The organism is Blautia sp. MSK20_18, assembly GCF_020553125.1.
Lineage (GTDB): Bacteria > Bacillota > Clostridia > Lachnospirales > Lachnospiraceae > Blautia_A > Blautia_A fusiformis.
In genome coordinates, this window is the sequence record NZ_JAJCGR010000031.1 from 1 (window position 1) to 25,486 (window position 25,486).

The 25,486-nt window shown below is 38.3% G+C and carries 25 protein-coding genes, 1 tRNA gene and 1 pseudogene; 2 read left to right on the forward strand and 25 right to left on the reverse strand.

Going from position 1 to position 25,486, the window contains the following annotated elements:
- Positions 1 to 85: 85 nt before the first annotated feature.
- From LI091_RS14360 to LI091_RS14475, 24 genes and pseudogenes are all read right to left on the reverse strand, one after another.
- Positions 86 to 658, reverse strand: coding sequence for a CDP-alcohol phosphatidyltransferase family protein (locus LI091_RS14360; RefSeq protein WP_055057096.1), 573 nt, complete (start codon positions 656 to 658; stop codon positions 86 to 88).
- Positions 648 to 1,712, reverse strand: a complete 1,065-nt coding sequence (locus LI091_RS14365; RefSeq protein WP_118368766.1) for an FUSC family protein — start codon at positions 1,710 to 1,712, stop codon at positions 648 to 650. Before LI091_RS14365 ends, LI091_RS14360 begins: the two co-directional genes overlap by 11 nt.
- A gap of 33 nt (positions 1,713 to 1,745) precedes the next feature.
- The gene (locus LI091_RS14370) at positions 1,746 to 2,789 is read right to left on the reverse strand and encodes a HAMP domain-containing sensor histidine kinase (protein ID WP_005347239.1); all 1,044 of its coding nucleotides are present in this window, start codon (positions 2,787 to 2,789) and stop codon (positions 1,746 to 1,748) included.
- Positions 2,789 to 3,499 (reverse strand): response regulator transcription factor, encoded by a 711-nt coding sequence (locus LI091_RS14375; protein WP_059086533.1) that lies wholly within the window; start codon positions 3,497 to 3,499, stop codon positions 2,789 to 2,791. The genes LI091_RS14370 and LI091_RS14375 overlap by 1 nt, the downstream gene beginning before the upstream one ends.
- Entirely contained in the window at positions 3,478 to 4,911 is a 1,434-nt protein-coding gene (locus LI091_RS14380; RefSeq protein ID WP_118368767.1) for a phospholipase D family protein, read from the reverse strand. The genes LI091_RS14375 and LI091_RS14380 overlap by 22 nt, the downstream gene beginning before the upstream one ends.
- 198 nt (positions 4,912 to 5,109) lie before the next feature.
- Positions 5,110 to 6,669 carry a cardiolipin synthase gene (gene cls, locus LI091_RS14385; protein ID WP_021650145.1) on the reverse strand — a complete coding sequence of 520 codons (1,560 nt, stop codon included), beginning with the start codon at positions 6,667 to 6,669 and terminating at the stop codon, positions 5,110 to 5,112.
- Between the two features lie 35 nt (positions 6,670 to 6,704).
- On the reverse strand, positions 6,705 to 7,385 hold the full coding sequence (locus tag LI091_RS14390) for a GTP pyrophosphokinase (RefSeq protein WP_005347231.1): 681 nt from the start codon (positions 7,383 to 7,385) through the stop codon (positions 6,705 to 6,707).
- A gap of 38 nt (positions 7,386 to 7,423) precedes the next feature.
- On the reverse strand, positions 7,424 to 8,401 hold the full coding sequence (gene bsh / locus LI091_RS14395) for a choloylglycine hydrolase (RefSeq protein WP_118368768.1): 978 nt from the start codon (positions 8,399 to 8,401) through the stop codon (positions 7,424 to 7,426).
- Between the two features lie 135 nt (positions 8,402 to 8,536).
- Positions 8,537 to 8,941 (reverse strand): hypothetical protein, encoded by a 405-nt coding sequence (locus LI091_RS14400; protein ID WP_021650147.1) that lies wholly within the window; start codon positions 8,939 to 8,941, stop codon positions 8,537 to 8,539.
- Between the two features lie 7 nt (positions 8,942 to 8,948).
- Entirely contained in the window at positions 8,949 to 9,245 is a 297-nt protein-coding gene (locus LI091_RS14405) for a hypothetical protein (protein ID WP_118368769.1), read from the reverse strand.
- 9 nt (positions 9,246 to 9,254) lie between these two features.
- Positions 9,255 to 9,986, reverse strand: a pseudogene (locus LI091_RS18650) (DUF6017 domain-containing protein); the annotation flags it as partial.
- A gap of 388 nt (positions 9,987 to 10,374) precedes the next feature.
- The gene (locus LI091_RS14415) at positions 10,375 to 10,566 is read right to left on the reverse strand and encodes a hypothetical protein (protein ID WP_015526519.1); all 192 of its coding nucleotides are present in this window, start codon (positions 10,564 to 10,566) and stop codon (positions 10,375 to 10,377) included.
- Between the two features lie 21 nt (positions 10,567 to 10,587).
- Positions 10,588 to 11,592, reverse strand: a complete 1,005-nt coding sequence (locus LI091_RS14420) for an aldo/keto reductase (protein WP_021650152.1) — start codon at positions 11,590 to 11,592, stop codon at positions 10,588 to 10,590.
- 10 nt (positions 11,593 to 11,602) lie between these two features.
- Complete coding sequence (locus LI091_RS14425; protein ID WP_015526521.1) at positions 11,603 to 12,370, reverse strand: carboxymuconolactone decarboxylase family protein; 768 nt, start codon at positions 12,368 to 12,370, stop codon at positions 11,603 to 11,605.
- 28 nt (positions 12,371 to 12,398) lie between these two features.
- Positions 12,399 to 12,869, reverse strand: a complete 471-nt coding sequence (locus LI091_RS14430) for a flavodoxin (protein WP_118368770.1) — start codon at positions 12,867 to 12,869, stop codon at positions 12,399 to 12,401.
- Positions 12,870 to 12,995: 126 nt separating this feature from the next.
- Positions 12,996 to 13,874 (reverse strand): LysR family transcriptional regulator, encoded by an 879-nt coding sequence (locus tag LI091_RS14435; protein WP_021650153.1) that lies wholly within the window; start codon positions 13,872 to 13,874, stop codon positions 12,996 to 12,998.
- A 28-nt stretch (positions 13,875 to 13,902) separates the two neighbouring features.
- Positions 13,903 to 14,328, reverse strand: coding sequence for a GNAT family N-acetyltransferase (locus LI091_RS14440; RefSeq protein ID WP_055221202.1), 426 nt, complete (start codon positions 14,326 to 14,328; stop codon positions 13,903 to 13,905).
- Between the two features lie 285 nt (positions 14,329 to 14,613).
- Positions 14,614 to 14,687: transfer RNA gene (locus LI091_RS14445), tRNA-Arg, on the reverse strand.
- A 102-nt stretch (positions 14,688 to 14,789) separates the two neighbouring features.
- On the reverse strand, positions 14,790 to 15,665 hold the full coding sequence (locus tag LI091_RS14450) for a DUF3881 family protein (protein WP_059086529.1): 876 nt from the start codon (positions 15,663 to 15,665) through the stop codon (positions 14,790 to 14,792).
- A 33-nt stretch (positions 15,666 to 15,698) separates the two neighbouring features.
- The gene (gene serS, locus LI091_RS14455; protein WP_015526534.1) at positions 15,699 to 16,994 is read right to left on the reverse strand and encodes a serine--tRNA ligase; all 1,296 of its coding nucleotides are present in this window, start codon (positions 16,992 to 16,994) and stop codon (positions 15,699 to 15,701) included.
- 44 nt (positions 16,995 to 17,038) lie between these two features.
- A complete protein-coding gene (locus LI091_RS14460; protein WP_015526535.1) occupies positions 17,039 to 17,560 on the reverse strand; it encodes a DUF4446 family protein in 522 nt (173 codons plus the stop codon).
- Between the two features lie 8 nt (positions 17,561 to 17,568).
- Positions 17,569 to 18,501, reverse strand: a complete 933-nt coding sequence (locus tag LI091_RS14465; RefSeq protein ID WP_092072353.1) for a ParB/RepB/Spo0J family partition protein — start codon at positions 18,499 to 18,501, stop codon at positions 17,569 to 17,571.
- Positions 18,501 to 19,268 (reverse strand): ParA family protein, encoded by a 768-nt coding sequence (locus LI091_RS14470; RefSeq protein ID WP_092072358.1) that lies wholly within the window; start codon positions 19,266 to 19,268, stop codon positions 18,501 to 18,503. Before LI091_RS14470 ends, LI091_RS14465 begins: the two co-directional genes overlap by 1 nt.
- A gap of 2,152 nt (positions 19,269 to 21,420) precedes the next feature.
- The gene (locus LI091_RS14475; RefSeq protein WP_265191297.1) at positions 21,421 to 21,573 is read right to left on the reverse strand and encodes a hypothetical protein; all 153 of its coding nucleotides are present in this window, start codon (positions 21,571 to 21,573) and stop codon (positions 21,421 to 21,423) included.
- A 1,017-nt stretch (positions 21,574 to 22,590) separates the two neighbouring features.
- On the opposite strand from LI091_RS14475, the gene LI091_RS14480 reads away from it, so the two are divergent.
- Positions 22,591 to 23,040 (forward strand): SseB family protein, encoded by a 450-nt coding sequence (locus LI091_RS14480; RefSeq protein WP_265191298.1) that lies wholly within the window; start codon positions 22,591 to 22,593, stop codon positions 23,038 to 23,040.
- Between the two features lie 593 nt (positions 23,041 to 23,633).
- Positions 23,634 to 24,587, forward strand: a complete 954-nt coding sequence (locus tag LI091_RS14485; protein ID WP_114001992.1) for an alpha/beta fold hydrolase — start codon at positions 23,634 to 23,636, stop codon at positions 24,585 to 24,587.
- 253 nt (positions 24,588 to 24,840) lie between these two features.
- Here LI091_RS14485 and LI091_RS14490 read toward each other — a convergent pair whose 3' ends face one another.
- On the reverse strand, positions 24,841 to 25,431 hold the full coding sequence (locus LI091_RS14490) for a TetR-like C-terminal domain-containing protein (protein WP_015526541.1): 591 nt from the start codon (positions 25,429 to 25,431) through the stop codon (positions 24,841 to 24,843).
- Between the last annotated feature and the right edge of the window lie 55 nt (positions 25,432 to 25,486).

A 25,486-nucleotide genomic window follows, 5' to 3' on the forward strand; every position in this document is an offset into this window, starting at 1 on the left:
TACGCTTTCATCTCGGCAATTGAATTACCGAGGATTCCCGCTTATCTTCCTAAATATTTTTCTAGTCATTGTAATATAAAATTGCTTATACAGTCTCTTCCTTAAGAGTCCTGGTATTCTGGATAATATACAGAGCGACCGATATGACCATCATTATAGCGCACAAACCAATCAACAGATCTGATACCATCGGTGTAATGTGGAACCATATAATATGCACCGCTGCAGTTCCATATAATAAAAAGGTTACTATCTTTCCATGCCAGTCTGCACCATGTACTTTTCCTGTCTTTCGTATCACAAGACATCCACTGACTACCATATACAGCTCCTTACCTGCCATTATTACGATTAAAAGAAGCACATGCGGAAAACGAGTAAACAGACAGATTAACATCGCTGCCTGTGTCAGCTTATCAGCCACCGGATCAAGTATTTTTCCTAAATTACTAATCCTATGGAATCTTCTTGCGATATATCCATCAGCAAGATCCGTAAGACCAGACAGCAATAAGATTTCACCAGCTAACAGAGGATTTTTCTTTACACAATAACTCCATATAATTACCGGAATCAGACAAAGCCGAAAAAAAGAAAGAAGATTAGGAACCGTAATAATTCTATTCAAATTTTCTTCCTGATTCACTTCACTCTGCATGTACGGTCATCTCACTTTCCTTTTTTTTAGACATAAACCAATAAAATATAACACAAAATGCTAAAGCAAACACAACACCAAAAACATTTTGAATCACTCTAAGACTAACCGCTCCTTGTAGTCCATAAGTCTCTGCAGCAATGGCTAAAGCACCAAATGTGTTAAATACTGCCTGCCAGCCATATTGTGCTGAAAATCCTACACCGATTCCACCAAGAATTCCTATATATGCATAGATTGACGAAGGAAGCAGAAAATATAATACTGTAAAACATATAACACCTGCAATATTTCCGACAATCCTTTTACGGACTCTGTAGCGCATATCTTCCATAAACGGCAAAATCGCGGACATGGCCGCAATACCAGCCCACATTGCACGTGGCATATTACAAAGTTCTGCAATGCAAAGGACAATCGGTACGCATAAAATCTGACATATCTGCCATTTTGTTCTGGAAGAAGTGATATCAAATTCTTGTATCAGATCTTTCAGATTTCTTTTATAAGTTCTGTTTTTATGATTTCGATAAAATACGAAGCAGGTAAGTGCTGCACCTAAAGCCATTCCGACTAATCGCATCTGATAGCTTTTTCCCGTAACATCATAACCATATAGCAGCAGATACCCAAGAACCAATGTAGATTGATTAAACATGAATGGATTATGGCATCCGAACAGAATTAACACAGCCAGTGCCGCAATATTTAACAGCATTCCCAATACCGGTGAAAACTGATTTGCTAAATGCGGACATACAGTCATAATTACAAAGAACAAAGCCAAAAGCATCGTAGATTGTCCGGTGTGGATCCCCAGATCCGCATTTCTAAACACCATGAGACATAATAAGACTACTACACCTACAATGCTGTTCTCATTTCCAAATAGGATGCTGAAAATACTAACAAAGGAAAAACAAAATGCCAATGTAACAGCTATCTTCACCAGATATACCCACATATGATATAATTTTTCTTTTAGTGTTTCACTCTTTTTCAACAGGTTTTTAGAACCTGCCTGATTTAACTGCAACTCCTGATAAAATGTCATATAAATCCTCCCATCTTCTAATTTATCTTAAAACTATATAATCTCATCTTTCTGCTTTGGCAGCTCTATAACAAATCTGCATCCACCATATTCACGGTTTTCTGCTTTGATTGTTCCTCCGGCACTATCTACAATCCGTTTTACAAGTGCAAGACCTAGGCCATTTCCTTCTGCTTTATGAGATCCATCTACCTGATAGAACTTGTCAAATATTCTGGATTTTACATCATCCTCTATTCCTGGTCCTTCATCTTCCAGAATGAACTTAACAGAATCCTGTTCTTGTTTCAGAAACATCGTAATTGTCCCCTTTGAAGGGCTGAACTTAATCGCATTATCCAAAAGATTTATCCAGATATGCATAAAAAGTCCTTCATTCCCAGTATATTTAACTTCCTCCAATTCTACCTGAAAACCAATTTCTTTTTCTGTCCATTTTGTTTCCAATGAAAGAAATGCCTGGCGAATCTGTTCATCCAGACGATATTCTGTTTTTTTCATTGGTATATTCTGATTCTCTAACTTGGATAACAGCAAAATATTACCAACCAATCCGGAAAGTCTTTGGGTGTTAAATAAGATTTTTTCTACATATTCCTCTTGATCCGGAGATAGTTCTTCTCCCTGAAGCAGCATTGTATATCCTTCAATGGCATTAATCGGGGTCTTAAACTCATGAGAAACATTAGATACAAAATCCATCTGCAGCACCTCTGTTGCACGAAGTTCTTTTGTCATAACGTTAAAACTTTGATAAGATTCTCCAACTTCTGCTATACGGCTGTTCGTTTCCAAATGCTGTTCAAAATCTCCCTGAGAAACTTCCTTCATTGCTTTACTAAGTCTGGTAATTGGTTCCAGTAACTTTGCATTAATAAAGGAAGTGATCAGCCCTGCAATCAATGTATTGAAAATCAAAAGCCAGCCAAGCACAGGTATGCTGCCCGGCAGATTAAAAAAATGATTCAAAAAAGCAAATAATAAAGCAGATATGACTGTTGAAAATACAAGTGCCAGCCAGATTGCACCAGTCAGACAGGATCGGATCCGCAATCCTTTTTCTTTCTTTTGTTCCATTATTTTTTCACCACCTTGTATCCAATTCCACGCATTGTTACGATTTCAAAATCAGGGTTATCTTTAAAACGCTCTCTGATTCTTCCTATATGTACCTCTATCGTATGTGGGTCTGCCTCCGTCTCGTATCCCCATACTTCATCCATCAACTGTTGTTTTGTAAATGTTCTGCCTGGCGAAGCTGCAAGCTTATATAAAAGCAGGAATTCTTTTTTAGGCAAAACAAAACTTTCCTTATCAGTTGTAACCGTCATTGCATCATAATCAAACTCTGTTGAACCGATCACAATTTTGTGTTCATTCAGTATCTGTGCACGGCGAAGCAGTGCTACGACTCTTAAAACCATTTCATTCACATTTACCGGTTTTACCATATAATCGTCACTTCCCGAAAGAAATCCCTGGCGCATATCATCAAAGGAACCTTTCGCAGTGATCATAAGCACTGGTATCTGATATCCTGCTGAACGAAGTTCTGACACCAGTTCATAGCCATCCATAACCGGCATCATAATATCAGAAATGATCAGATCAATATATTCCTTATCCAATACTTCTAATGCCTGTGCTCCATCCGATGCACTTTTGACTTGATATCCATTCTTCTCAAGCACTTTTTGGAATAGCTGGCTTAATTCTTTATCATCTTCTACAATCAATATTTGAAACACGTTTTCCTTCCTCCTTATTAAAACAGATACCTTGCCCATCCAAGCAGATGCTGTACCAAAAATATTTTTCTCTGACGTTTCTTTGTTAATTCGATTGGCTCTACATGATATGGATCATTATAAGTTCCGCCTTCTAATATCTGGCGGGACACTTTTTCATATTCCATCATGCCCTCTTCCAACTGTTTATTAATATCTTTACTGCGAATTACAAGCATCAGTTCCGTATCCAGATATGCACTTCTCATGTCCATATTAAAGGAACCGATTACAGACAGATCATCGTCAATCAGAATACTTTTTCCGTGGTATGAATAACCGCCTTCATATTCCCAGATATTAATTCCTGTACTTAAGATTCTATTTCTGTTTTTCGCATAATCGGCAGCCCCAAATGGATTCCCATTATTCGCAACTGAATTTGTCATGATAGAAAAATCTGAAACGTTCTCTGCAATCTCCTCCCATGTATTATACATCATATCATTACAGATAATATATGGCGTGTGGATCTTCACACGATTTTTTGCATTTTTCATCAATTCTCCCAACTGATACCACACTACTGGTTCTTTGGAACCTGTGTGAATAGGATTTGACACTAATGCAATCTTTTCTGTCTCAAAAGTTTCGTCCGTGTAATCGGTATCGCAGATTCTTTCCTTATTCTCTTCAAAATATTTCTGATAGCCGTTCTGCAGCTCTAAAACTGCGTTCTTTACAGATTTTCTATTTGCCAGTTTTTTATTGTCATGAAAATAACCACTGTCTTCTTGTTCCCATATCGTTTCAAAATACTCTAACAACTGGTTAACTGAATTTTCTTTCTCAGGTTCATCGCAAACCACTAACACATCTCTGTCATAGTTCTTATGTCCCAGAAAATCACCCAGGAAATAATTGTATGTATTTCTTCCACCAAGAATATATGTCTTACCATCTGCAATCAAATATTTATCATGCATTCTCCCCATCATCTTCCATGGTTTCAACGGATTGGCCTTATTATACAGTTTAATTTCAACATTCTCATGGGAAGATAATCCATAGAAATACGGATTTCCTTCCATATCAATCCAGCTCTCCATTCCATCTACTAACAGACGAATATGTACACCTCTGTCTGCCGCATCATGCAGTGCTCCTAAAATCAATTTTCCACTTTCATCGGATTGAAATGCAAAAGTAGAAAGAATAATTTCCTTTTTTGCATTCTTGATCAAACGCACTCTTTGTAAAAGTGCTTCTGGATTCTTTTCTATGATTACTGCCCGTTCTGTATTTTCACTGCATTCGTTCCATGACCCATTTTTTGTTTCTTTTTTGGTTGTATTGGACACTTCCGGCTGTTTTTTATATGCAACGCAGATTCCGAGCAATTCATAAAAAGCCACACATAAAAAAATTGCCAGTATAACAAGAAGGATTTTACATATTTTATGCTTTTTCATTGTACATCACCTGATTCCTTTTTATTTCATACTTATACAATACAAAGTCAATCTCAATTTAACCTCAACAAGGTTTGTTTTTTTCATCCATGCAAAATCTTCTTTGTACAACAGACTGTTAGATATAGCAAAAACGGCCTTTCAAAAACAGTTAACTTCTAAATCAACTGTTTTTTGAAAGGTCGTTTCATCAGATTCTTATAGCAATCCAGCAAATAATCTCATAAATAATTGTCCCAGTCGCAAATATGCACTTCGTCCGGTTTGATATTGGTCTGTCACATCACGACATTCTCCCAGCGTTCTTATCAGATCATTTTTTATTTCCACAACTGCCTGACAATCTGCCATAAAACAGCCGTTTTCAAAATGGTGATATAAACTTCGATAATCCAAATTAATTGTTCCACAAGTTGCCATACAGTCATCTGCCACACTCATTTTTGCATGACAGAAACCAGGAGTCCACTCATAAACACGAACACCATGTTTAACTAATCCATGATAAAAAGAACGAGTTATATTATAAATGAATTTTTTATCAGGGATACCAGGTGTGATAATTCTTACGTCTACCCCTCGCTTAGCAGCCAGACATAACGCATGCGTCATTTCATCTGTTATGATTAGATATGGAGTCATAAACCAACAATATTTTTCAGCTTTATTTATCATACTGATATAAACTTCTTCTCCTACTTGCTCATTATCCATAGGGCTGTCTGCATAAGGTTGAACAAACCCAGTTTGCTGTGCCGCATAATCATAGTGGAAAAGGTATTTACTAAAATCAGAATCATTAGCATCCTTATCACTTACTGCATTCCACATTTCCAAAAATGTCACCGTAAGCGACTGAACAGCATCTCCTTCTAAACGAATACCTGTATCTTTCCACTGTCCATACGGGTGTGTGTAATTAAAATATTCGTTTGCTAGATTATATCCACCTGTAAATCCGACTTTTCCATCAATAACTGTTATTTTTCTATGATCACGATTGTTCAAAAACAGATTTAAACCTGGCACAAACGGATTGAATACACGGCAATGAATTCCTATTGCCTCCATCTTTTTCACAAAATCTGTGTTAATAAAGCCTATAGAACCCATATCATCGTAGAATACTCTAACTTCCACACCTGCTTTTACTCGCTCTTCCAGAACATCTTGAATCTTATGCCATGCTTCAGCGTCTTCTATCGCATGATATTCCATAAAGATAAACTTCTGTGCTTTCTCCAAATCCTTAAGCTGTGCCTCTAATCCTTTCACTGCTTCATCAAAATACACAATATCCGTATTCTGATAGATTGGATACTGCGAATTTCTTTGTATGTAACTTGCTATATTTCCTGCTTTCGGAATTGTTTCTTTTATTTTGCTCAAACACTCCTGACCGTCCGGAAGCATTGGTAACAATTTGCTATCAATTTCTGCATATCGCTCACGCATTTTATGTGTGCCACCATTCAAACCAATCAACAAATACAGGCCTACACCCATAATTGGGAAAATTAGAATTAAGATGACCCAAGGCATTTTCATAGAGGATGTCTTATTTGATGCGTACAATCCCAAAACCAAGATCCCACTCAAAATCCTTGTAAATAAATTTATGATTTCTGCATATTCATTCAAGCGTGTTACGATAGTAATAATAAAAATCACTTCCAGAAGAATGCAGATTATAGAAAAACACAGTCGTTTTACCCCATTTTTTGTTTTTGCTTTGCCCTCTAAAGTATCTTGTTTCATATATATTCCACCTTCCTACTTGCTCAGTTTTCTCCCTAAATTTCGTGGAACATACCAATTTTGTCTTTTATTCTCTGCATTTCATTATCTGCTTCAATGATAGCTCTTGCAGAATGAAGTAATTCTTCACTTATCTCATCATAGCCAGGCATTTCTTCAATTCCTTTTTTATAGCGAAGTTGATGTTCCAATGTTGCCCAGAAATCCATACCATTGGTTCGAATCTGTAATTCTACACGCATAGGTGTTTTACCCTTAGCAAAAAATACTGGTATTTCGACAATCATATGATAGCTTCGATAACCATTCGATTTTGGATTTTTTATATAATCTTTTATTTCAATAACTTTAATATCATCCTGTTGGGTAATCAAATCTGATATCATATAAATATCGTCAATAAACGCACAAACTATTCGAACGCCTGCTACATCATTGAGATATGTCTGTATATTTTCTGTTGTAAATTCATATCCCATCTTCTGCAGTTTATCGTAAATACTATTGGGCTTCTTAATTCTTGTTTTTATAAAAGAAATAGGATTTCGATTGTTCTCAACTGAAAATTCATCATCCAAAACCTCAAGTTTAGTTTGTATCTCCCGAATAGCACAACGATACATCATCATTAAATTATAAAATTTTGTAGCATTATTTAAAAACTGTAGTGATTCCGGACTGTTCATCCTGAGTTTTTTTACTTCATCTTTTGTCATGGAACTTTCCTTTCTACCTCATCCCTGATTTCAAAACATTATTTATTTTGATAGTTGATTCGTTCTCCTTGAATTACTGGATAACAAATCATTTTATCACTATCCAGATTTTCTACATGCATATCTACTGCACTGATCTGATGGTTTTCATAAGTATTGTAATAATAAATACCTTTTGTAACATTACAACACGACGTATACAATGTGATTTCATATTTTCCATCCGCTACTTCGCAACATCCTCGTTGCTGATCCACAGATCCGAGAATGTGGAAGAATTGGCTAACGCTTTCTTCCTCTGATTCACCTGAAATTGCATTTACCTTTGTAAAAGCTACACGTACAAAGCGTGAGGCAGATGAGAGATCTCCCGGAAGACCTACTCCTCCCATACCTCTACTATATGCATCAAGAGCCAAATTTTCGCAGAAAGTATTTCTGGGCTGTTTAGGAGATAAATGCATATAATTATTTAGTTGAAACATCTGCTGTGGAAATGGCGGATTATTCGTAAGCACTCCTACTGGATTATCATAAATATGCAAACCATCTGACATAGATTCTACCGTAATTGACTCATTCTCATCAGAAATGATCCAGTGTAATTGTGCTAATGGCAATTGCTCGCTGAAAGGAGTATTAACAATATTAATTCGTTCAAGAAGCTCGCGAACTTCAACTAAAGAAGAACACTGACTTAAAATCCACGGAATAAATTCAAACTGTGCAATATTTTCCACATCTGGCTTAATCGCGGAATAAACAGCATTTCCGACAAAATTCAGTCCTGCCATTGCCACTCCTTTTTCATTCATAGCATCATAATACAAAGGATAATCCTCTGCAACATGAGCCATTCCAATAATTGCATAATGATTTTTCATATCGTCAACATGGCGAAAATTAAACGCATAATTACGTGGTGTAATTACTATCTGATCACCATAAGAGAATTCATAATCGAGGGTTCGTCCAAAGTAAAAATCTTTTGTTTTATAAGTTGCTGCTGTACACATGATCGTTTATCCTCCTAAATAGATTGAAATATGTCAATGAGTTTTTTTCTTGAACAATAGTATAGCACAATTCTTTTATTTTGTTCCAACTTCATACATGATCATAACATGTAGACTTTAAACTATTTTCCTAGATTATTTCTCCATCAGTTTTTCAAACCAGGTATCCATAGCTAGGATGAATTGACCTACGTCTGGCAATTCTTGCAGCATTTCGTTTAGGGTTTTGTGCTTCACATATTTCTGCACATACACCCAACAGGCAACGCTACTGGCTTCTGATACAATGTCAGCTATGGTTTTGCGCATAAGCTCTTCAAATTCAGCAATTTCTTCTTTTGGGACAACATCATACAGTGTTGGTGCCTGATGACTTAATTTTACGCCATTTTCATTTGCATCTTTAAGCAGATTCTTAACTTTTTCTCTTGAATTCTCCGGTACTTTCATGTACTCCCACATAAATGCTACCACATCGGACGGTGTGTCTTTTTTAAGTGGTGGTAACTGAATATAATCATTGTTTTCGCTCATTTTCATATCCTCCTCACGATATAATAAAATCAATAATACGTTCTCTTGTCATGTCCAGTACAGTATCTACGAACACTCCTGCAAACAGGATCAGATACAGAATAACACTCAGCGCAAACAGGAATACAACCTGTACCCAGTCATGGTAACAGTATGCAGTTGCTATAATCAACAAAGTGAATATAAAACCAAGGATTCCCCTTACAACCGCATAAGTCTGTACTGTCATCTTCACTACCAGGCCGATCACAAAAAGGATCAGCCATACCGGCAGTAATAATATCTTTCCAGCAAGTTTTAAAATAAACATGTGCACCTCCTATCTTACCAGTCCTGGCATATCATGGTTCACCTCTGTCTGATAATACCCGTTCATCGTTGACGGTGCATTAAACAGGGCTGCTAATAAATATTTCTTGATGTTCTTCACCTTTGTGGTGTTACCACTCATACAGTGTAAGACATACTCGATATGTGAATAGGTCAGCATCAGAAATTTTTTCTTCACCAGTGATGCCGGATACCAGTTGCTGGCAATCAAGATCTTGTCATTTTTACACATCACAGTCTCTACGATCAGGTTCACGATTTCATCTACCTGTCGCATATCGTCATGATGGGTTACCTCCAGTGATTCATAATCAACAGTCTCTTTGACCAGTTTTTCATAAGCCTGATATTCCTCAGTGGAATTATCGCCATCGGATCGATTCTCATCTGCAGATACGATTTGATTAGATTTATTATCATTCATTTCAGTATCACTAAGATTAGTATTATTAGGGTTTGAAATGTAAACTTCTTGAAGTTTGTTTTCGGGACTTCTAGAAGTTTGATTTTAGGACTTCATGAAGTTTGAAATGTAAACTTCTGTAGATTCCTCATTTTCCACAGAAGTTTGTTTTCTAAACTTCTTTAATTCCTCTTCAAATTTTTTCTTATCTGTTTTCTCAGGCATAAAGGTTTTCACGTAGATAACGTTCACCTTTCCAAATCCCTGTCTGCGTTTCTCAATCAGACCAATTCCTGTTTCGTCATCCAGTTCTCTGACATTTCTTTGTCCTCTTTTCTTTGAATTATGAAAGAAAAATTATCCCTTCATATAACGAAACGCTCAGAGCCTGTTTTACAGTGGTCAAAAGCAAATTTTTTTACTTTTTTTCTTACGAGTTTTCTTGCGAGTTTTTTTAAATGCCACTCGTAAGAAACTCGTAACATTAGATTTCTGCATTTTCTTGAAATTAAGTAAAAGAAAAAGAGCATATGGAATTGAATCCATACACTCTATGATTACTGAAACTTTATTTCATTTTTAATTCAACAAACTGGAAGTTGACTATCAACTGATAATCAAAAATATCATTCCTAAAATTGCAAATCCTTCACAGATCGCAATTATCTAAAATCTGTCGAGCTCTTCGTATAGAAAAACAGTAATTTCATTCTTTCGAAATTTTTAATTCTACGTCTCCGTTACTCAGCAATTCTACAACCTCACGCTCTGGCATATTCATTTTTCCCAGTCTTACCTCTTGTTTATCATCGTTCACGGAATCCTTGTTAGAACTACCACATGCAACCAGACAGGCTGTGAGGATAATTTCCAGAATAACTGATAAATATTTCTTCATATGGCTACACCTAGTTCTTTATTATTTCTTTTCATCAAGCAAAATAACACCTTGTGCCGGATTTTTATCAATTGCACCAACTATCTCATGTGGAACATATGGCTCTTCAAGATATGCAAGGTCTTCGGCAGTTAATTTAATGTCAAATGCTCCGGCTGAATCATCCAGATACTGCGTTTTGGTTGCCCCAATAATAGGCGATAGAATTCCCTTTGCCCACTGCCATGCAATGGCTATCTGGGACATTTTGCAGTTATACTTTTCGGCAAGCTCCGCTACACGTTTAACTATCTGCATGTCTTCCGCTTCAGTCTTATCATATTTTCCCATGGCAACCCTATCCGTGGTTCCACGAAGAGACTCTGATTTCCACTGTGGTCTTGCCAGATGTCCGGCTGCAAGAGGGCTATACGGCATTAACGAAACTTTCATTTGCTTACAAATTGGTAGCAATTCTCTCTCATCCTCTCTGTAAAGCAAATTATAATGATTCTCCATCGCAGAAAATGGTGTCCATCCATTGTCTCTTGCGGCTAACTGCATATTATAAAACTGATATCCATACATGGCAGATGCACCAAGTGCCCTGACCTTTCCTGCTTTTACCAGATCGTGCAGTGCCTCCATAGTTTCTTCAATTGGTGTATCATAGTCAAATCTATGGATGATATATAAATCAAGATAGTCGGTTCCAAGACGTGACAGAGTTCCATCTATTTCCCTCATGATTGCCTGTCTTGATAAACGACCTTCATTAAAATATACCTTGGATGCAATCACAACCTGATTTCTCGCTACATTTTTCTTCAATGCTTTACCTAAATATTCCTCACTTGTTCCTGCTGAATATCCATTTGCTGTATCAAAAAAATTATATCCCAAATCAAGTGCATGCTTGATAACATTCTCACTTTCAGCTTCATCCAACGTCCAGTCATGCATGGTTCCAGCTTTCCCAAAACTCATGCAGCCCACACATAATTTTGACACTTCTATATCTGTATTTCCGAGTTTACCGTATTCCATAGTGCTCTCCTTATCTTAATCCAGCGTACTCTTTCTCCGATACCGCCTCACACCACTCATTGGAACAATCCACTCCCGGCACCTCAATTGCCAGATGGGAAAACCATTCATCCGGAGCGGCCCCATGCCAGTGCTTTACATCTACCGGAATGTTAATACAGTCACCCGGTTTCATTTCTACCGCATCCCTGCCTTCTTCCTGATAAAACCCTCGGCCGGCTACACATACTAAGATCTGCCCGCCACCGCTTTTTGCATGATGAATATGCCAATTATTCCTGCATCCGGGTTCAAATGTCACGTTGAAAATGCCAACCTGAGAAGTGGAAATCGGTGCAAGAAAACTTCTGCCAGAAAAATACTGTGCAAAGCCATCATTTGGTGCACCAATTGGAAATACCATCTCTTTTGCATGCGCCCGCATTGCTTCCTCTTCGTATGGTAAATCTCCTTCACCTGCCTCCCACACTTCCTTTGCAAGATTGAAAACAGCCCATGCTTTTGGCCATCCTGCATAAAATGCGACATGTGTGATTACTGCGGCAATCTCTTTTTGTGTTACACCATGATTTTTTGCATTTTGAAGATGATATTTTAAAGAAGAATCTGTAATTCCGGAAGCCATCAGAGCAACCACTGTGATGATACTTCTTGTTTTTACGTCGATGTCCTGGTTATTCCAGTTTTCGCCGAAAAGTACATCATCGTTAAAATGTGCAAATTCCGGTGCGAATTCACCAAGTGTATTTCTTCCTGCTGTCTGTACTATTTTTCCCATTTTCTGTATACCTCCATAGCACTGTTATTTATAAAGATTTTACCCACTCACTGATTTCCTGTTTTGTTCCACGGTTTAACAGGTTGCCTTCTGTGATAACCGCATCCGGTGCAGATGGCTGTAATTCCTTTACAGTATTACCGAATCCACTTCCACCGGATGTTGCAAAGAGCACAATCTTTTTGCCACTGAAATCATAGGCTTCCAAAAATGTATTGACAATTGTCGGAGCTACATACCACCAGATTGGGAATCCCAGAAGGATCTCATCATAAGAACTCATATCCATCTTTTTCTTCATAATCTCCGGCCTGTATTTCTTATCACTCATTTCCACACTGCTGCGGGATTTTTTATTCATCCAGTCAAGATCAGCCTTTGTATATGGAACTTTTGGCTCAATCTCAAATAAATCCGCTTTTGCTTCCTCTGCAATCATTTCTGCTACTTTTTTTGTTGTCCCGCTTGCACTGAAAAATGCGACTAAATTTTTACTCATAATAAAAATCCCCTTTCTTTGCGAATTTTTCGTATAAAAATAGATGTATAAGATTTGAATTTCTCTTATACATCTATTTTATACCTGATATTTTTATTATGTCTAATGCTTATATTGAATTCCATTCTATGCCTGAAAAGCATTTATTTCTTCTATCATTTTACTGACCGCCAGAGAATATGGAATGTTTCGTCTCCAGGCAATCACAGTACTTGTTGTGATTTCAGGAGAAATTCTTCGCTGTACAAGAATATCCTCCCGCCAATACTTTGCAGCACCTTCGATGGATACCGGATAGCCCAGTCCATTTGCTGCCATAACTCCGGCATTCGTTCCAAGATTACTTGTAAAAGCAATCTGCAGTTTCGAAAAGTCTTTTCCAAACCAATTGGCAAGTTCACTTTGAACATTTACTCTTTCCGGCAGGATCAATGGTTTTCCAATAAGATCTTCTTTTCTTATAAACTCTTTTTCTGCCAGCGGATCATCCGGCCGCATTCCAACACACCAGTGATCGCAATCTGTGATCCGGATATAATCCAGCCCTTCGGTGTCCACCGGCTCCATGAATAATGCAATATCTACAAGTCCTTTGTTCATCATCTCATACACTGCATCTGCTGTTGCAGTATGCAATACAATCTGAACCAGCGGGTATTTTTCTTTATATGTTTTACATATCTCCGCCAATGTCTCCACCGCTGCAAATTCACCGCATCCAATGGTTATATTTCCCTCTACAACATCTTCTTTTCCTTTCAGTTCCTCAAGTGTTTTTTCCTCAAGATTAAGGATCTCCAGGGCACGCCTTTTTAATAAAATCCCCTCTTCAGTAAGCGAAATTTTCTTCCCGCTTCGAATAAATAATGTTACTCCAAGCTCCTCTTCAAATGCCGCCATTTGTCTGGATAGCGTTGGCTGGGTAATATGCAATTGTTCTGCTGCTTTTGTAAAGCTCTGTTCTTTTGCCACCGTCAGAAAATAGCGCAATAGTCTTAATTCCATATTTTTTTATTCCCACAACTTCCGATTTCTATTTTTGTTTCCATAGCATAGTGTACTCTTTTTCACCAGTATCTTCATCCAAACCTTCACATTGAATAATAAACCCTTCTCTTTGGTAAAAAGAAATTGCTCTGGCATTCTTCTGATATACATTTAATCGTAAGCTGACTTTTTTATCCTTAATATAATCCAATAAAAGCTTACCTATGCCACATGACTGCATTTCATCAGAGACAAAAATACCTTCGATATATTCATCATTTAGTCCTACAAATCCTTGTATCATTTTATCTGCTTCAAACACATAAACTTCGGATTGTGACAGCATTTCTTTCACTAATTCATAATTACTTTTCCAGTATTGATTGGAAATAAAATAATGTGCTTTCAGATTTGTCTTTAACCATATGTCAGCAACTCTATCGATATCTCCGTTCAGCAACTTTCTAATCATAACAAATATTCTCCACAACTACATCCTTTATGCTTTTCTCTTTTATCCATTCTATCACAAGCTCACCATTAATCATCAATTTTTGGATATTTTTTCTTTTCCCCTACTGCAAAACAGCATCTGAGCGTTTCGTTATATAGAGTGGTACAAATACAGAGCAAAACTAAAATGTTAGCCGGAAATTGATCATTTTGAATGGAATTTTGTGTCACGAACGTGATTAGAAAAAAACAAAAGCGTTCGTTGTCGGCTAATCCAGCTAACATTTTCGAACGCTTTGAAGCACGTCCATAAGAGGATTTGAACCTCCGACCCCTCGCTTAGGAGGCGAGTGCTCTATCCAGCTGAGCTATATGGACATATATAGTTGTGAAACATTTCGAACACTTCCAAAAGTTTCACAACCATTATTTTACTATATTTATTTTGAAATTACAAGAATTAATTCTAAATTTGAAAACTTAATAGTGCAGCTGACCCTGCAGCCAGATTGTTCCTTTGAAGCGGCGTCCAACTGCCGGTTCACCGAGAAGATCTTTGCTGTTGATGCAGATATCAAACTGTATATCATTGCTCTCTATAGTCATCTGGCAGATTTCTTCACCTGTCAGGATATTCTTAAATTTCATGATATCCAGAATCTCACCAAGAACATTATACTGATCACATTCAATTCCATAAGGCATGAAATAAGAGTCCACGATCGTGAGAACATCATCTGTAACAATTCTCTGGGAAATCATGGAGTAAGTATCCATATCCTCCATTGTAAGGCTCTCCATAGCTTCCTCATCACCATTACGCGCTGCTGCGATCAGATTAGTCCTGTTTTTGGAAAGTTCTCTCTCCACCTTTACCGCTTCCTTATCCTTCTGCAGCGGAAACAGGATCTTTCCCTCAGAAGCCAGACCGGAAACCGTCACCGGACGGTCCCCCGGGTCTTTCAGGCCTTTGTATTTCTCCTGCATATATTCTGCCAGATTCTGCAGATAAAAGATCATAGTCACGCCAATACGCAAATCATCACATGCTCCTGCATAAGATTCCTTATCTGTATGACGTTCAACAGTCACTTTTTCCCTGGATGTGATTCCTGTTCCCCTGAAAAATGGGAAATAATATTCCACGTGAAACTCACCGTTCTCATCGTACTGACCACAAACGCTGATTCCACAGTCACAGCCATAATTCTTGGAAAACTGTACAAATACGCCTTCCGGATGATTTTCCACGCAAACCTTTTCATCGTAGCTTGCGATCACATCACGAATGATCTCTTTTATTTCACTTCTTCTGGTAATCTGTGAAAAACCAACGGTCTTTAAATAACTGTGCACAAGAACACCTCCCTGAAAAAGCCTGCGTTTCTCTTACGCGCGTGTCTTTTTCTCAATCTTTGTCATACCGCCCATATATGGCTGCAGAGCTTTTGGAATGTTTACAGATCCATCTGCATTCAGGTTATTCTCCAGGAAAGCAATGAGCATTCTCGGAGGTGCTACTACTGTATTGTTTAATGTATGAGCAAGATATTTCTTGCCATCTTTGCCGTTTACACGGATTTTCAAACGACGTGCCTGTGCATCTCCAAGGTTGGAGCAGCTTCCTACCTCAAAGTATTTCTTCTGACGTGGAGACCATGCTTCAACATCGAGGGATTTTACCTTAAGATCAGCAAGGTCACCGGAGCAGCACTCAAGCGTACGAACCGGAATATCAAGAGAACGGAACAGATCTACTGTATTCTGCCACAGCTTGTCGAACCACATCTTACTCTCCTCTGGCTTGCAAACAACGATCATCTCCTGTTTCTCGAACTGATGGATACGGTAAACACCTCTCTCCTCAAGTCCATGAGCACCTTTCTCTTTACGGAAGCACGGAGAATAGCTTGTAAGTGTCTTCGGAAGCTCTTCCTCCGGAATAATCTGGTCAATGAATTTACCGATCATGGAATGCTCACTTGTTCCGATCAGGTAAAGATCCTCACCTTCGATCTTGTACATCATAGCATCCATCTCCGCAAAGCTCATAACGCCTGTAACAACGTTGCTTCTGATCATGAAAGGCGGTACGCAGTAAGTAAATCCCCGGTTGATCATGAAATCTCTTGCATAGGAAATTACTGCGGAATGAAGGCGTGCGATATCACCCATCAGATAATAGAATCCGTTACCGGCAACACGTCTTGCGCTGTCAAGATCGATTCCATCAAAATTCTCCATGATATCTGTATGATACGGAACCTCAAAATCCGGAACAACCGGCTCACCAAATTTCTCAATCTCTACGTTCTGGCTGTCGTCTTTACCGATTGGTACAGAAGGATCGATGATGTTCGGGATCACCATCATATCTTTCAGAAGCTCTTCCTCAACCTCTTTCTCTCTCTGAGAAAGTTCCTCAATACGAGTTCCGGATGCAGCAACCTGTTTTTTAACCTCTTCTGCCTCTTCTCTTTTTCCCTGGCCCATAAGAGCACCGATCTGTTTGGAGATCTTGTTTCTCTCAGCACGGAGAGCCTCAACCTCCTGCTTGATCTCTCTGTTTTCTTTATCAAGTTCGAGAACCTTGTCAACCAGCTCCAGTTTGCTGTCCTGGAACTTATTGCGGATATTCTGCTTTACAACCTCCGGATTCTCTCTCACAAACTTAATGTCTAACATGATATTCCTCCTGTATTAAAAATATTCTTACTCTTTGCAGTTTTTTATTCCTTCTCAATCTCACCAAGTCCAAAGTTTACTGCTTTTCTCAAAGCTTCCACTTCTTCCTGACTAAGTACAACATAGGACTCACCTTTTACGATCTCCTTTAAATAAAGGAAACAGTTATCGCGGCTGTGAACCGCATTCAAGATCAGACCCGTATTGTTTTTATCAAGAAGCGCCAGTGCAAAGCTGAGTTTTCCACCTACATCATCAAATGCATCATACTTTTCAACGCCATATTTGCTGAACATTACATTCATATTTTTTTTGATAAAGCTGATGTCATGATCATGATCTTCCTTTGCTTCATACAGCCGGTCGATCTGTGCAAATTTTCTTACAAAAACTTTTTCCAGTGACTGTGCATCTCCGCCTCTCATAAACATCTTGTACTTCCGTTCCAAACGGCTGAGACGCATATTGCTACTCACCACATTGATCAGAAGAATGATGGTAAGGATCAGCAAAACAATGATCACAATCCCGGAATCAATTCCCATGCTTTCAAAAATCCCGCTCATTCTGCCTCCTATCTGATAGATTCGAACAGATCAATGATCCTCTCCAGTTCATCTCTGGAATAATATTCAATTTCAATTTTACCTTTGTTGTTTTTCTTTCGCTGAATGGATACCTTTGTTCCCATGATACCTTTCATTTTTTCTTCCAGGCTCTCATAAATGGCATCTTCTGCTGTGTTTCTCTCTGTTTTTACTTTTTTCGCAGGAGAAACCAGATTCTTTACAAGTTTTTCCGTCTCACGAACACTGAGTTTTTCATCAAAAACCTTCATGGCTGTTGTTTCCTGAAGAGCTTCATCAGAAATTCCCAGAAGTGCTCTCGCATGACCAGCTGAGATCATATCTGCAATTACCATTTCCTGAACTTTTGAAGAAAGCTTCAGAAGACGCATGGAATTAGTTACTGCAGTTCTGCTTTTGGCAACTCTGTCTGCGATTTCATCCTGTTTCAGGTGAAACTCTTCCATCAGACGTTTGTATGCCATCGCTTCCTCTATAGGATTCAGGTCTTCCCGCTGAATGTTCTCGATCAAGGAAATTTCTACGATTTCCTGGTCTGTAAACTCTTTTACAACAACAGGAACTTCCTTGAGCCCTGCCATCTTGGCAGCTCTCCAGCGGCGTTCGCCTGCAATGATCTCAAAATAATCCTTCTTATCGGATACCAACAACGGCTGAAGAACACCGTACTGTTTAATGGATTCCGAAAGTTCCAGCAGCGCATCCTCATCAAAATGTCTTCTGGGCTGATTCAGATTTGGTTCTACGCTGGAAATTTTCACAAGTCGTTCTGCGGCCGGACTATCTTTTTCAGTTGGTTTGTCTTTTTTTACAACTGCAGATCTTGTCTTTTTTGCAGGTTCCTTTGACGGACCGCCTGCTTTGTTCGGGATCAGTGCGTCAAGACCCTTTCCAAGGCCTCCTGTTCTTCTTCCAGCCATCACTCGCCCTCCCTGCCTATAACTTCTTCTGCCAGGAGGCGATAACTCTCTGCTCCTGTAGATCGTGAATCGTACAGATTGATCGGTTTTCCATAGCTTGGTGCCTCTGCAAGTCGTACATTTCTCGGTATGATCGTTTTGTATATATTCTGGTCCAGGTTTTCTTTTACATTTTCTACAACCTGAAGTGACAGATTTGTTCTGGCATCATACATAGTAAAGACCACGCCTTCGATCTTCAATCTCTTATTCAATCGGTCTCTTACCAGTTCGATGGTATGTATCAACTGTGACAAACCTTCCAATGCATAATACTCACACTGAATCGGCACCAGAACGGAGGTTGCGGCTGTCAAAGCATTAATTGTAAGCATACTCAGTGACGGCGGACAATCCATGATTATGTAATCATATTTCCGGCGAAGTTTATCCGTGATCTTTTTCAGAATAAATTCTTTATCCTCAAGATCAACCAGTTCAATTTCTGCACCGGAAAGATTCATATTCGATGGTATCAGGTCAACATTGTCTACAACGTTCTTTATAATGGTATCCTTGGTCTCTGCTTCTCCAAGCAGCAGCTCATAAAGGGTGTTTTCTACTGCATTCTTGTCTGCGCCAAGTCCACTGGTCGTATTTCCCTGCGGATCAATGTCGATGGCAAGAACCTTTTTCCCTTTTTCAGCAAGGCAGGCCGATAGATTGATGGCTGTCGTTGATTTTCCAACCCCGCCTTTCTGATTGGCAACTGCAATGATTCGTCCCATTGTACCCCTCCTTTTTATTTTTTTAAGGGATTTTTACTCATTGGATATCATTATAACACTTTTATTTTTAAACTGCCACATAATGTTTCACGTGAAACAATAGAAAATAGGTTTTGAATTATTTTATTTATTGTGTAGTATACCCAAACTCATTCCGGACTAAACAGAAGTTTGACAGTAACAGTACATCGATTATAAAGTCCATCAACTCCGCATAAACTTCCAGTTTTATTTGCTTTCAATCAGACTATATATTTTACGCCATTACGCCATAAAAACGTACCGAGAAATGAAGTTCCCATTTATAGATATTTTGCTGAAATTGTTCTGATTTATCGTAATCTCGAAAATAATTCGATTTTCTCGGTATAGATATTATCTTTTATGGAACCTTGCACACTGCTACATAGGCATCGAAATCCCTTTCTTTTACAGCATTTATAGCATTTTCAAATTTTATCTGAACACTAAAAACATTACTATTATTATCAAGCGAATAAAAGCATCTGTAAACACATTCGCTGTTCTACACTGAATAACTGCTTCGCGATTTACCAAAAGGACTACAAGCTACTCTTCCCTGATAAGAAGCAGTTCTTCAACCACTGCTTATCGTTTCTTGCAATTGAAGCCAAAAACAGGGGGGAACTCCTGATTCGAGTCATACAAACAAAAGCATCCGCAGTTGCTACGCAGCTTTACACCGAATAACTGCTTCGCATTTTATCAAAACTTGCTTGTACTCTTCCTGATACAAGCAAGTCACCAACCGCTGCTTATTGCTTCTTACACTTGAAGCAGGGGACCTCCTGACGCGATTAAAAACTATATCACGCTACCGTAAAGCGCATATGAGTTGTCGTTGTTGCGAAACATTTTTTAAGTCAAGCGGATAAAAACATCCTCTTCACTACTGCTCATAGCTTAATAAATGCTTCGCAGTTTATCAGAAGGAGACTATACTTCTCCTGATACAAGCAAGTCCCCAACCACTGCTTATTGTAGTTCACAATTGAAGCAGGTGAATTACTTGATTCGATTAAAATCTATATTAAACCTACCATAAAACACATAAGCACGAACTACAGCTGTTTTTTATTTCTGCAATTGTCAAAGATGGGGTTATGACTCTTTATTCTTAATCTGTCTTCGGATGTTTCACGTGAAACATCCGAAGACAGATTATCAAACCAATATTTATAATTGAAGCAAGGGACTTACTCGATCCGGTTAAAAATGCCATCAACGAAATCGATCCAGGACACGGTTTGACTTGTAACTGCAAGGGTACTGAACAGTTACGAACACATTATAAAATCAATGAGAAATATCAAAAAAATACTCCGATATATTCTCTCTGGCATTATCTGTATCACGAAAGCATGTAAAAAATACAAGAATCTCCATCCACAAAATAATGTGGCTGTTATCTTTATATTCCCCAAAAGCATCTATATATAGTAAATGGAAACTTCTTTTCCCGGAGTGTTTTTATAGCGTGAAATACATGTATCTCTCGTGAAAAAAATATAATATTATGAAACTGGAATTTTCGATTTTTGTTTATTTTATTATGTTTACAAAAGATTTGCGTATTTATTTCATTTTTCTTCCAATCCTATTATATATTCGTTATGTACATGTTAACTAAAGGCTTTTTCAAGCATAGTTTCATTTTGTAATATCCAATATAAAATGTATCTGAATAAGGTTCCGGCATAGAACTGGCATAAAATAAATTTCACTTAATAGGCTTTTTTCTTCTAAATCAAGCCGTAAAAGACTTCCCTGTCTTCCCTTTATCCCAGTCATGCGGACAAAAATTTTTGCATTCGATCATAGTTTTACACAAAATAGCTGTTTTACAGTTTATCAGGAAGAGTACAAGTATTTTCCCACCCACAGCTTATTGTTTTTTTGTAATCGAAGCAGCTGCTTTCTTTTATTCGATCAATCAAAATTTTGCATGTTTAAAGTAGGAACGGATCTATATTTTATCTTTTTGCCGCATGTGTGCAGGTGCACATTTTGTGTTTTTAGGTTTTTTTATATGTGTGTACATTCAAAGTACGTTTTATCGTACCTTTTCATTTAAAGTACTATAATTCGTACTTTAATGCTTTTTCATTCGTAAACATCCTATTATTTCTATTTATTTGCCAGTATTTTCTTTTATAAAGTCCTTTTTATCGTACTTAACATTTGTGTTATTGTCATTATCATAGTGTTCTCTTCGCAGAAATAATCTCTTATTTCTCTTTATTTCATCCTTACTCTTATATCGTTTTTCTATAAAATCCCCCATATTTTCCGCCTTACCCTCCATTTTTTCATATAAATACACATTTTTACTACATTCACTTAACTTGTTAATTCCCCATCCAGTTCACAAAAGCATCTGACCGAAATCATGGAGAATACTGATGACAGTATCTGGCAACTCACCTTCAAGTGTGCAAACATATCTATCCAATTTGGAATCAAACGAATAAAAATACCCGTATTCGCTACGCAGTTCTACACCCAATAGCTACTTTGCAATTTATCAGGACCGGCTTACAATGTACCCATAACAGTGGCCACATGAATTAGTGCAGTACCTTGTTTTCAGACATGCCCACTATTCCTTTCCCTGCTTCTAAACGCCGTTGCATTCTTCCTAATACACGCCACCCACTGCTTATTACTTATTACTTTTTCGTAATTGAAGCAGGGGACTTACTGTTAACTGGTAATATTATCCTCCGAGTTTTTTTGTGCGCAAAGACCACTGAAAGCCCTGGACATACCATGCAAATTTATGTGATTAGCATAATTTCTGTGCATCGCGAAGTGTATTACCAAGAACGGAGTGATCAGTAATCAGGAAACTTTTTGATTTAATTCAAGCAGATAAAAGCATCCGCTTCACTACTTGCTCATAACCGAATAAGTGCTTCGCAGTTTATCCGAAGGAGCCTGCACTTCTCCTGATGCAAGCAAGTTCCCCTGATTATTGCTTTTCAAAATCGAACCAGGGGGCTTATTTGATTCAGTTAAAAATACTTCTTCTCTTGCCTCATTTTCCCTTGAAATGCTATAATCCATAAAGAAAGCATTCGCAAACTCCTTGCAGTTTGCGGCTAATACATTGTTTCGTAAATAACTATACCAATCGCGTGGGATGTGGATTCGAGTGTGCAGGTATAAAAATGCAAGCGTAGCTGGCTATGCTGAAGCTTTTAGAACTGTGCAGTCGGATTCACCAACAAGTAATTGGTATAGGTATTTCGAAAACAATGTACTAGTCATTTATCATCTGATTGAAAGGAATATTTTATACATGAACACCACAAATAATCGCAACGATTTCTATAAAGAACAATTAGACAAGACTTTAAATGGCAACGAAAAGATCGAAACTGCCATTGCAGCACTCCAAAAAGAAGCAACCGAAGAAATGCTTGCTCATACTCTCACCGTGATCCGTCACAGAATGCAGGAGCAGGCACAGCTGATCATTGCTGTAGAACCTCCAAAAGGTGATGGAAAAATTTCTCTTCATGCGATCAAAACCAACGATGGAAAGCAATGGTGGGCTGCATTTACCAGCTTTGACGAAGAGTTAAAAGGCAGTGATAAGATCATGTCCACATTTACCGCAGATATTGATAAGATTTTTGCTTCTGCATTGCAAGAGCCGTCTGTTGAGGGAGTAATTCTCAATCCATGGAACTGCACACTGATGCTGAACAAAACCCTTATCAACATCATCCTCGGCAATCCTGTATAGCATCAGCTCTGTCGGATAACAAGTCCAATGTTTCACGTGAAACACTTGTATTTTACTGAAGGATAAAAGCATCCTCTTCGCTACTTGCTCATAACAAAATAACTGCTTTGCAGTTTATCAGAAGGAGCTTTTCCTCCTCCTGATACAAGCAAGTCCACGCCCTCTGCTTATTGCTCTTCGCAATTAAAGCAGGGGACTTACTTGATTCGGTTCCAAATCTGATTTCTATGTATCATGAAGCATATTGGCGATGCTACTGTTCACTGATAATATTCCGTAATTTTTTTATAAACGAAGGTCGCAGAAAGCCCGAGACCATACCGTACCAATTTATGCGATCAACATAAATTCTTTTCATTGCGAAGCGCGTTACTAAAAGCAGAACGAACAGCAACTTAGCGATCATCGCCAAGAACAGAATGGACAGTAGCGTCAGCATACAATAACAAGGTTAGGGTTCCCACAAAAGCATTGTAAATTTTTCGTTCCTGTCGTATAATAAAGCAAAGAAATATTCAGAAAAAATCAGATCAGATACCTGAATTACGTTACATCTGTCCTGATTATTTTTACGAATTCCAGGAGGCTTTTTAATGAAGAAAAATGGACACAGACTACTTACTCTTGCAGCTTTAGTCGGAACTGCCGCAGGTGTTATTCATATTGCTAACCGTTTCATAGATGCCACATCTCAGCTTAAAGATATGCTGGAACAGCCACACAGCAAAACCTATGACTGGCGTTTTGGAAAGATTTTTTATACAAAACAGGGACATGGCACCCCTATTCTTCTTATTCATGATATCATGCCAGGTGCTTCCGGTTATGAATGGAATGCCATAGAGAAGCAGCTCGCAACCGAACATACCGTTTACACCATTGATCTTCTTGGATGTGGACGTTCCGAAAAACCGGATATTACTTATACCAATTTTGTATTTGCTCAGTTACTCTGTGATTTTGCCAAGAATGTGATTCGTGAGGAAACCGATGTTATTGCCAGTGGTTTCTCAGGTTCTTTTGCGATCATGGCTTACCGTAACAATTCCGACCATTTCCGCAAAATCATGCTGGTCAATCCACCAAGCTTCAGTTCCCTGAAGCAGGCACCTTGTAAAGACAACAAGCTCTTTAAGTATTTTATCGAGCTTCCGATTTTCGGAACTCTGATCTATCATATGGTAGCTTCCCGCGAATCCATCAGCAGTCTGTTTATGGAAAAGCTGTTCTACAATCCCTTCCATGTAACAGATACGCTGGTAGACACCTATTATGAATCCGCTCACAAGGGTGGTTCCAACGCCAAATATCTGTATTCCAGCTACATTGGCAAATACCTGAATATCAGCATTAATAATGCCGTAGAATCTTCCGATGCATGCATCTATATTATTTCCGGAGAAAAAGAAGCTTCCGCTTCTCTTATCGCAGAGGAATATCAGAAGCTGAATTCTTCCATTGAAACCGCTGTGATCCCGGAAACCAGACATCTTCCTCATCTGGAAGATCCGGAACATTTCCTGGAACAGGTAGCTATTTTCCTGTAAAAACAACTTATGATCCGGCACCAAAAACAAAATTTATCTATAGTAATTTTGGAAATCAGCGTATCAAAAGAACATTGTTCATGTTCAGAGCCGTTGAGCTTCATGCAGTAATTTGTGGAAATGCTATAAACCAACAAAAAGCCAATAAAAAAAGAGTACTGTTTCACGTGAAACATGAGTTTTCCCTCAAACAAACGTGAAACAATACTCTTTATTTTTTACCAGACTCACAGCATGCATCCGGACATTTCTCTTATCTAAGTGCCTGCTCCAGATACATGTGTGTTGTATTATCGATCAGCTTATGTGTCAGCTCTGCCATATGCTGTGTACTCTCCTGATTCTCAGAAGACAGCCATGTCTTGATCATTCCCACGCATCCATTCAGACAAAACGCATACGCATACTCAATATCACGGTTGTCTTTCGGAAGACGAATTGACAAGCGATGCAGCACTGTATCTGCGATCAGTTTTTCTATACGATTCACAAAAGCCATATCTCCATTCTTTCCAAGAAGTGCGATACAAATATCCTTATTATGATCCAGGATCGTAAATATCTGCTCAATAAAAGGATACGAGCTCTCCTTATTATTAAGAGGATCCAGAGGATAGTCTGCCACCAGATGCGTGATTTCCTCCATCAATTCAGCCTCAATGGATTCCAGCATCTGATAGATATCTGTATAGTGAAGATAAAATGTGGAGCGGTTGATATCAACTTCTTCCACCAGTTCCTTTACCGTAATCTCCTTAATGCTCTTCTTCTGCATAAGACGGGCAAGCCCCGCTCGCAACTGTGCCTTGGTCTTACGTACTCTTCTGTCAACTTTTTCCGCCATCTTAATTCCCCCTGCAATTCAAAAAAGCAAGCACGTTTCCTCCGCCTCAATCACC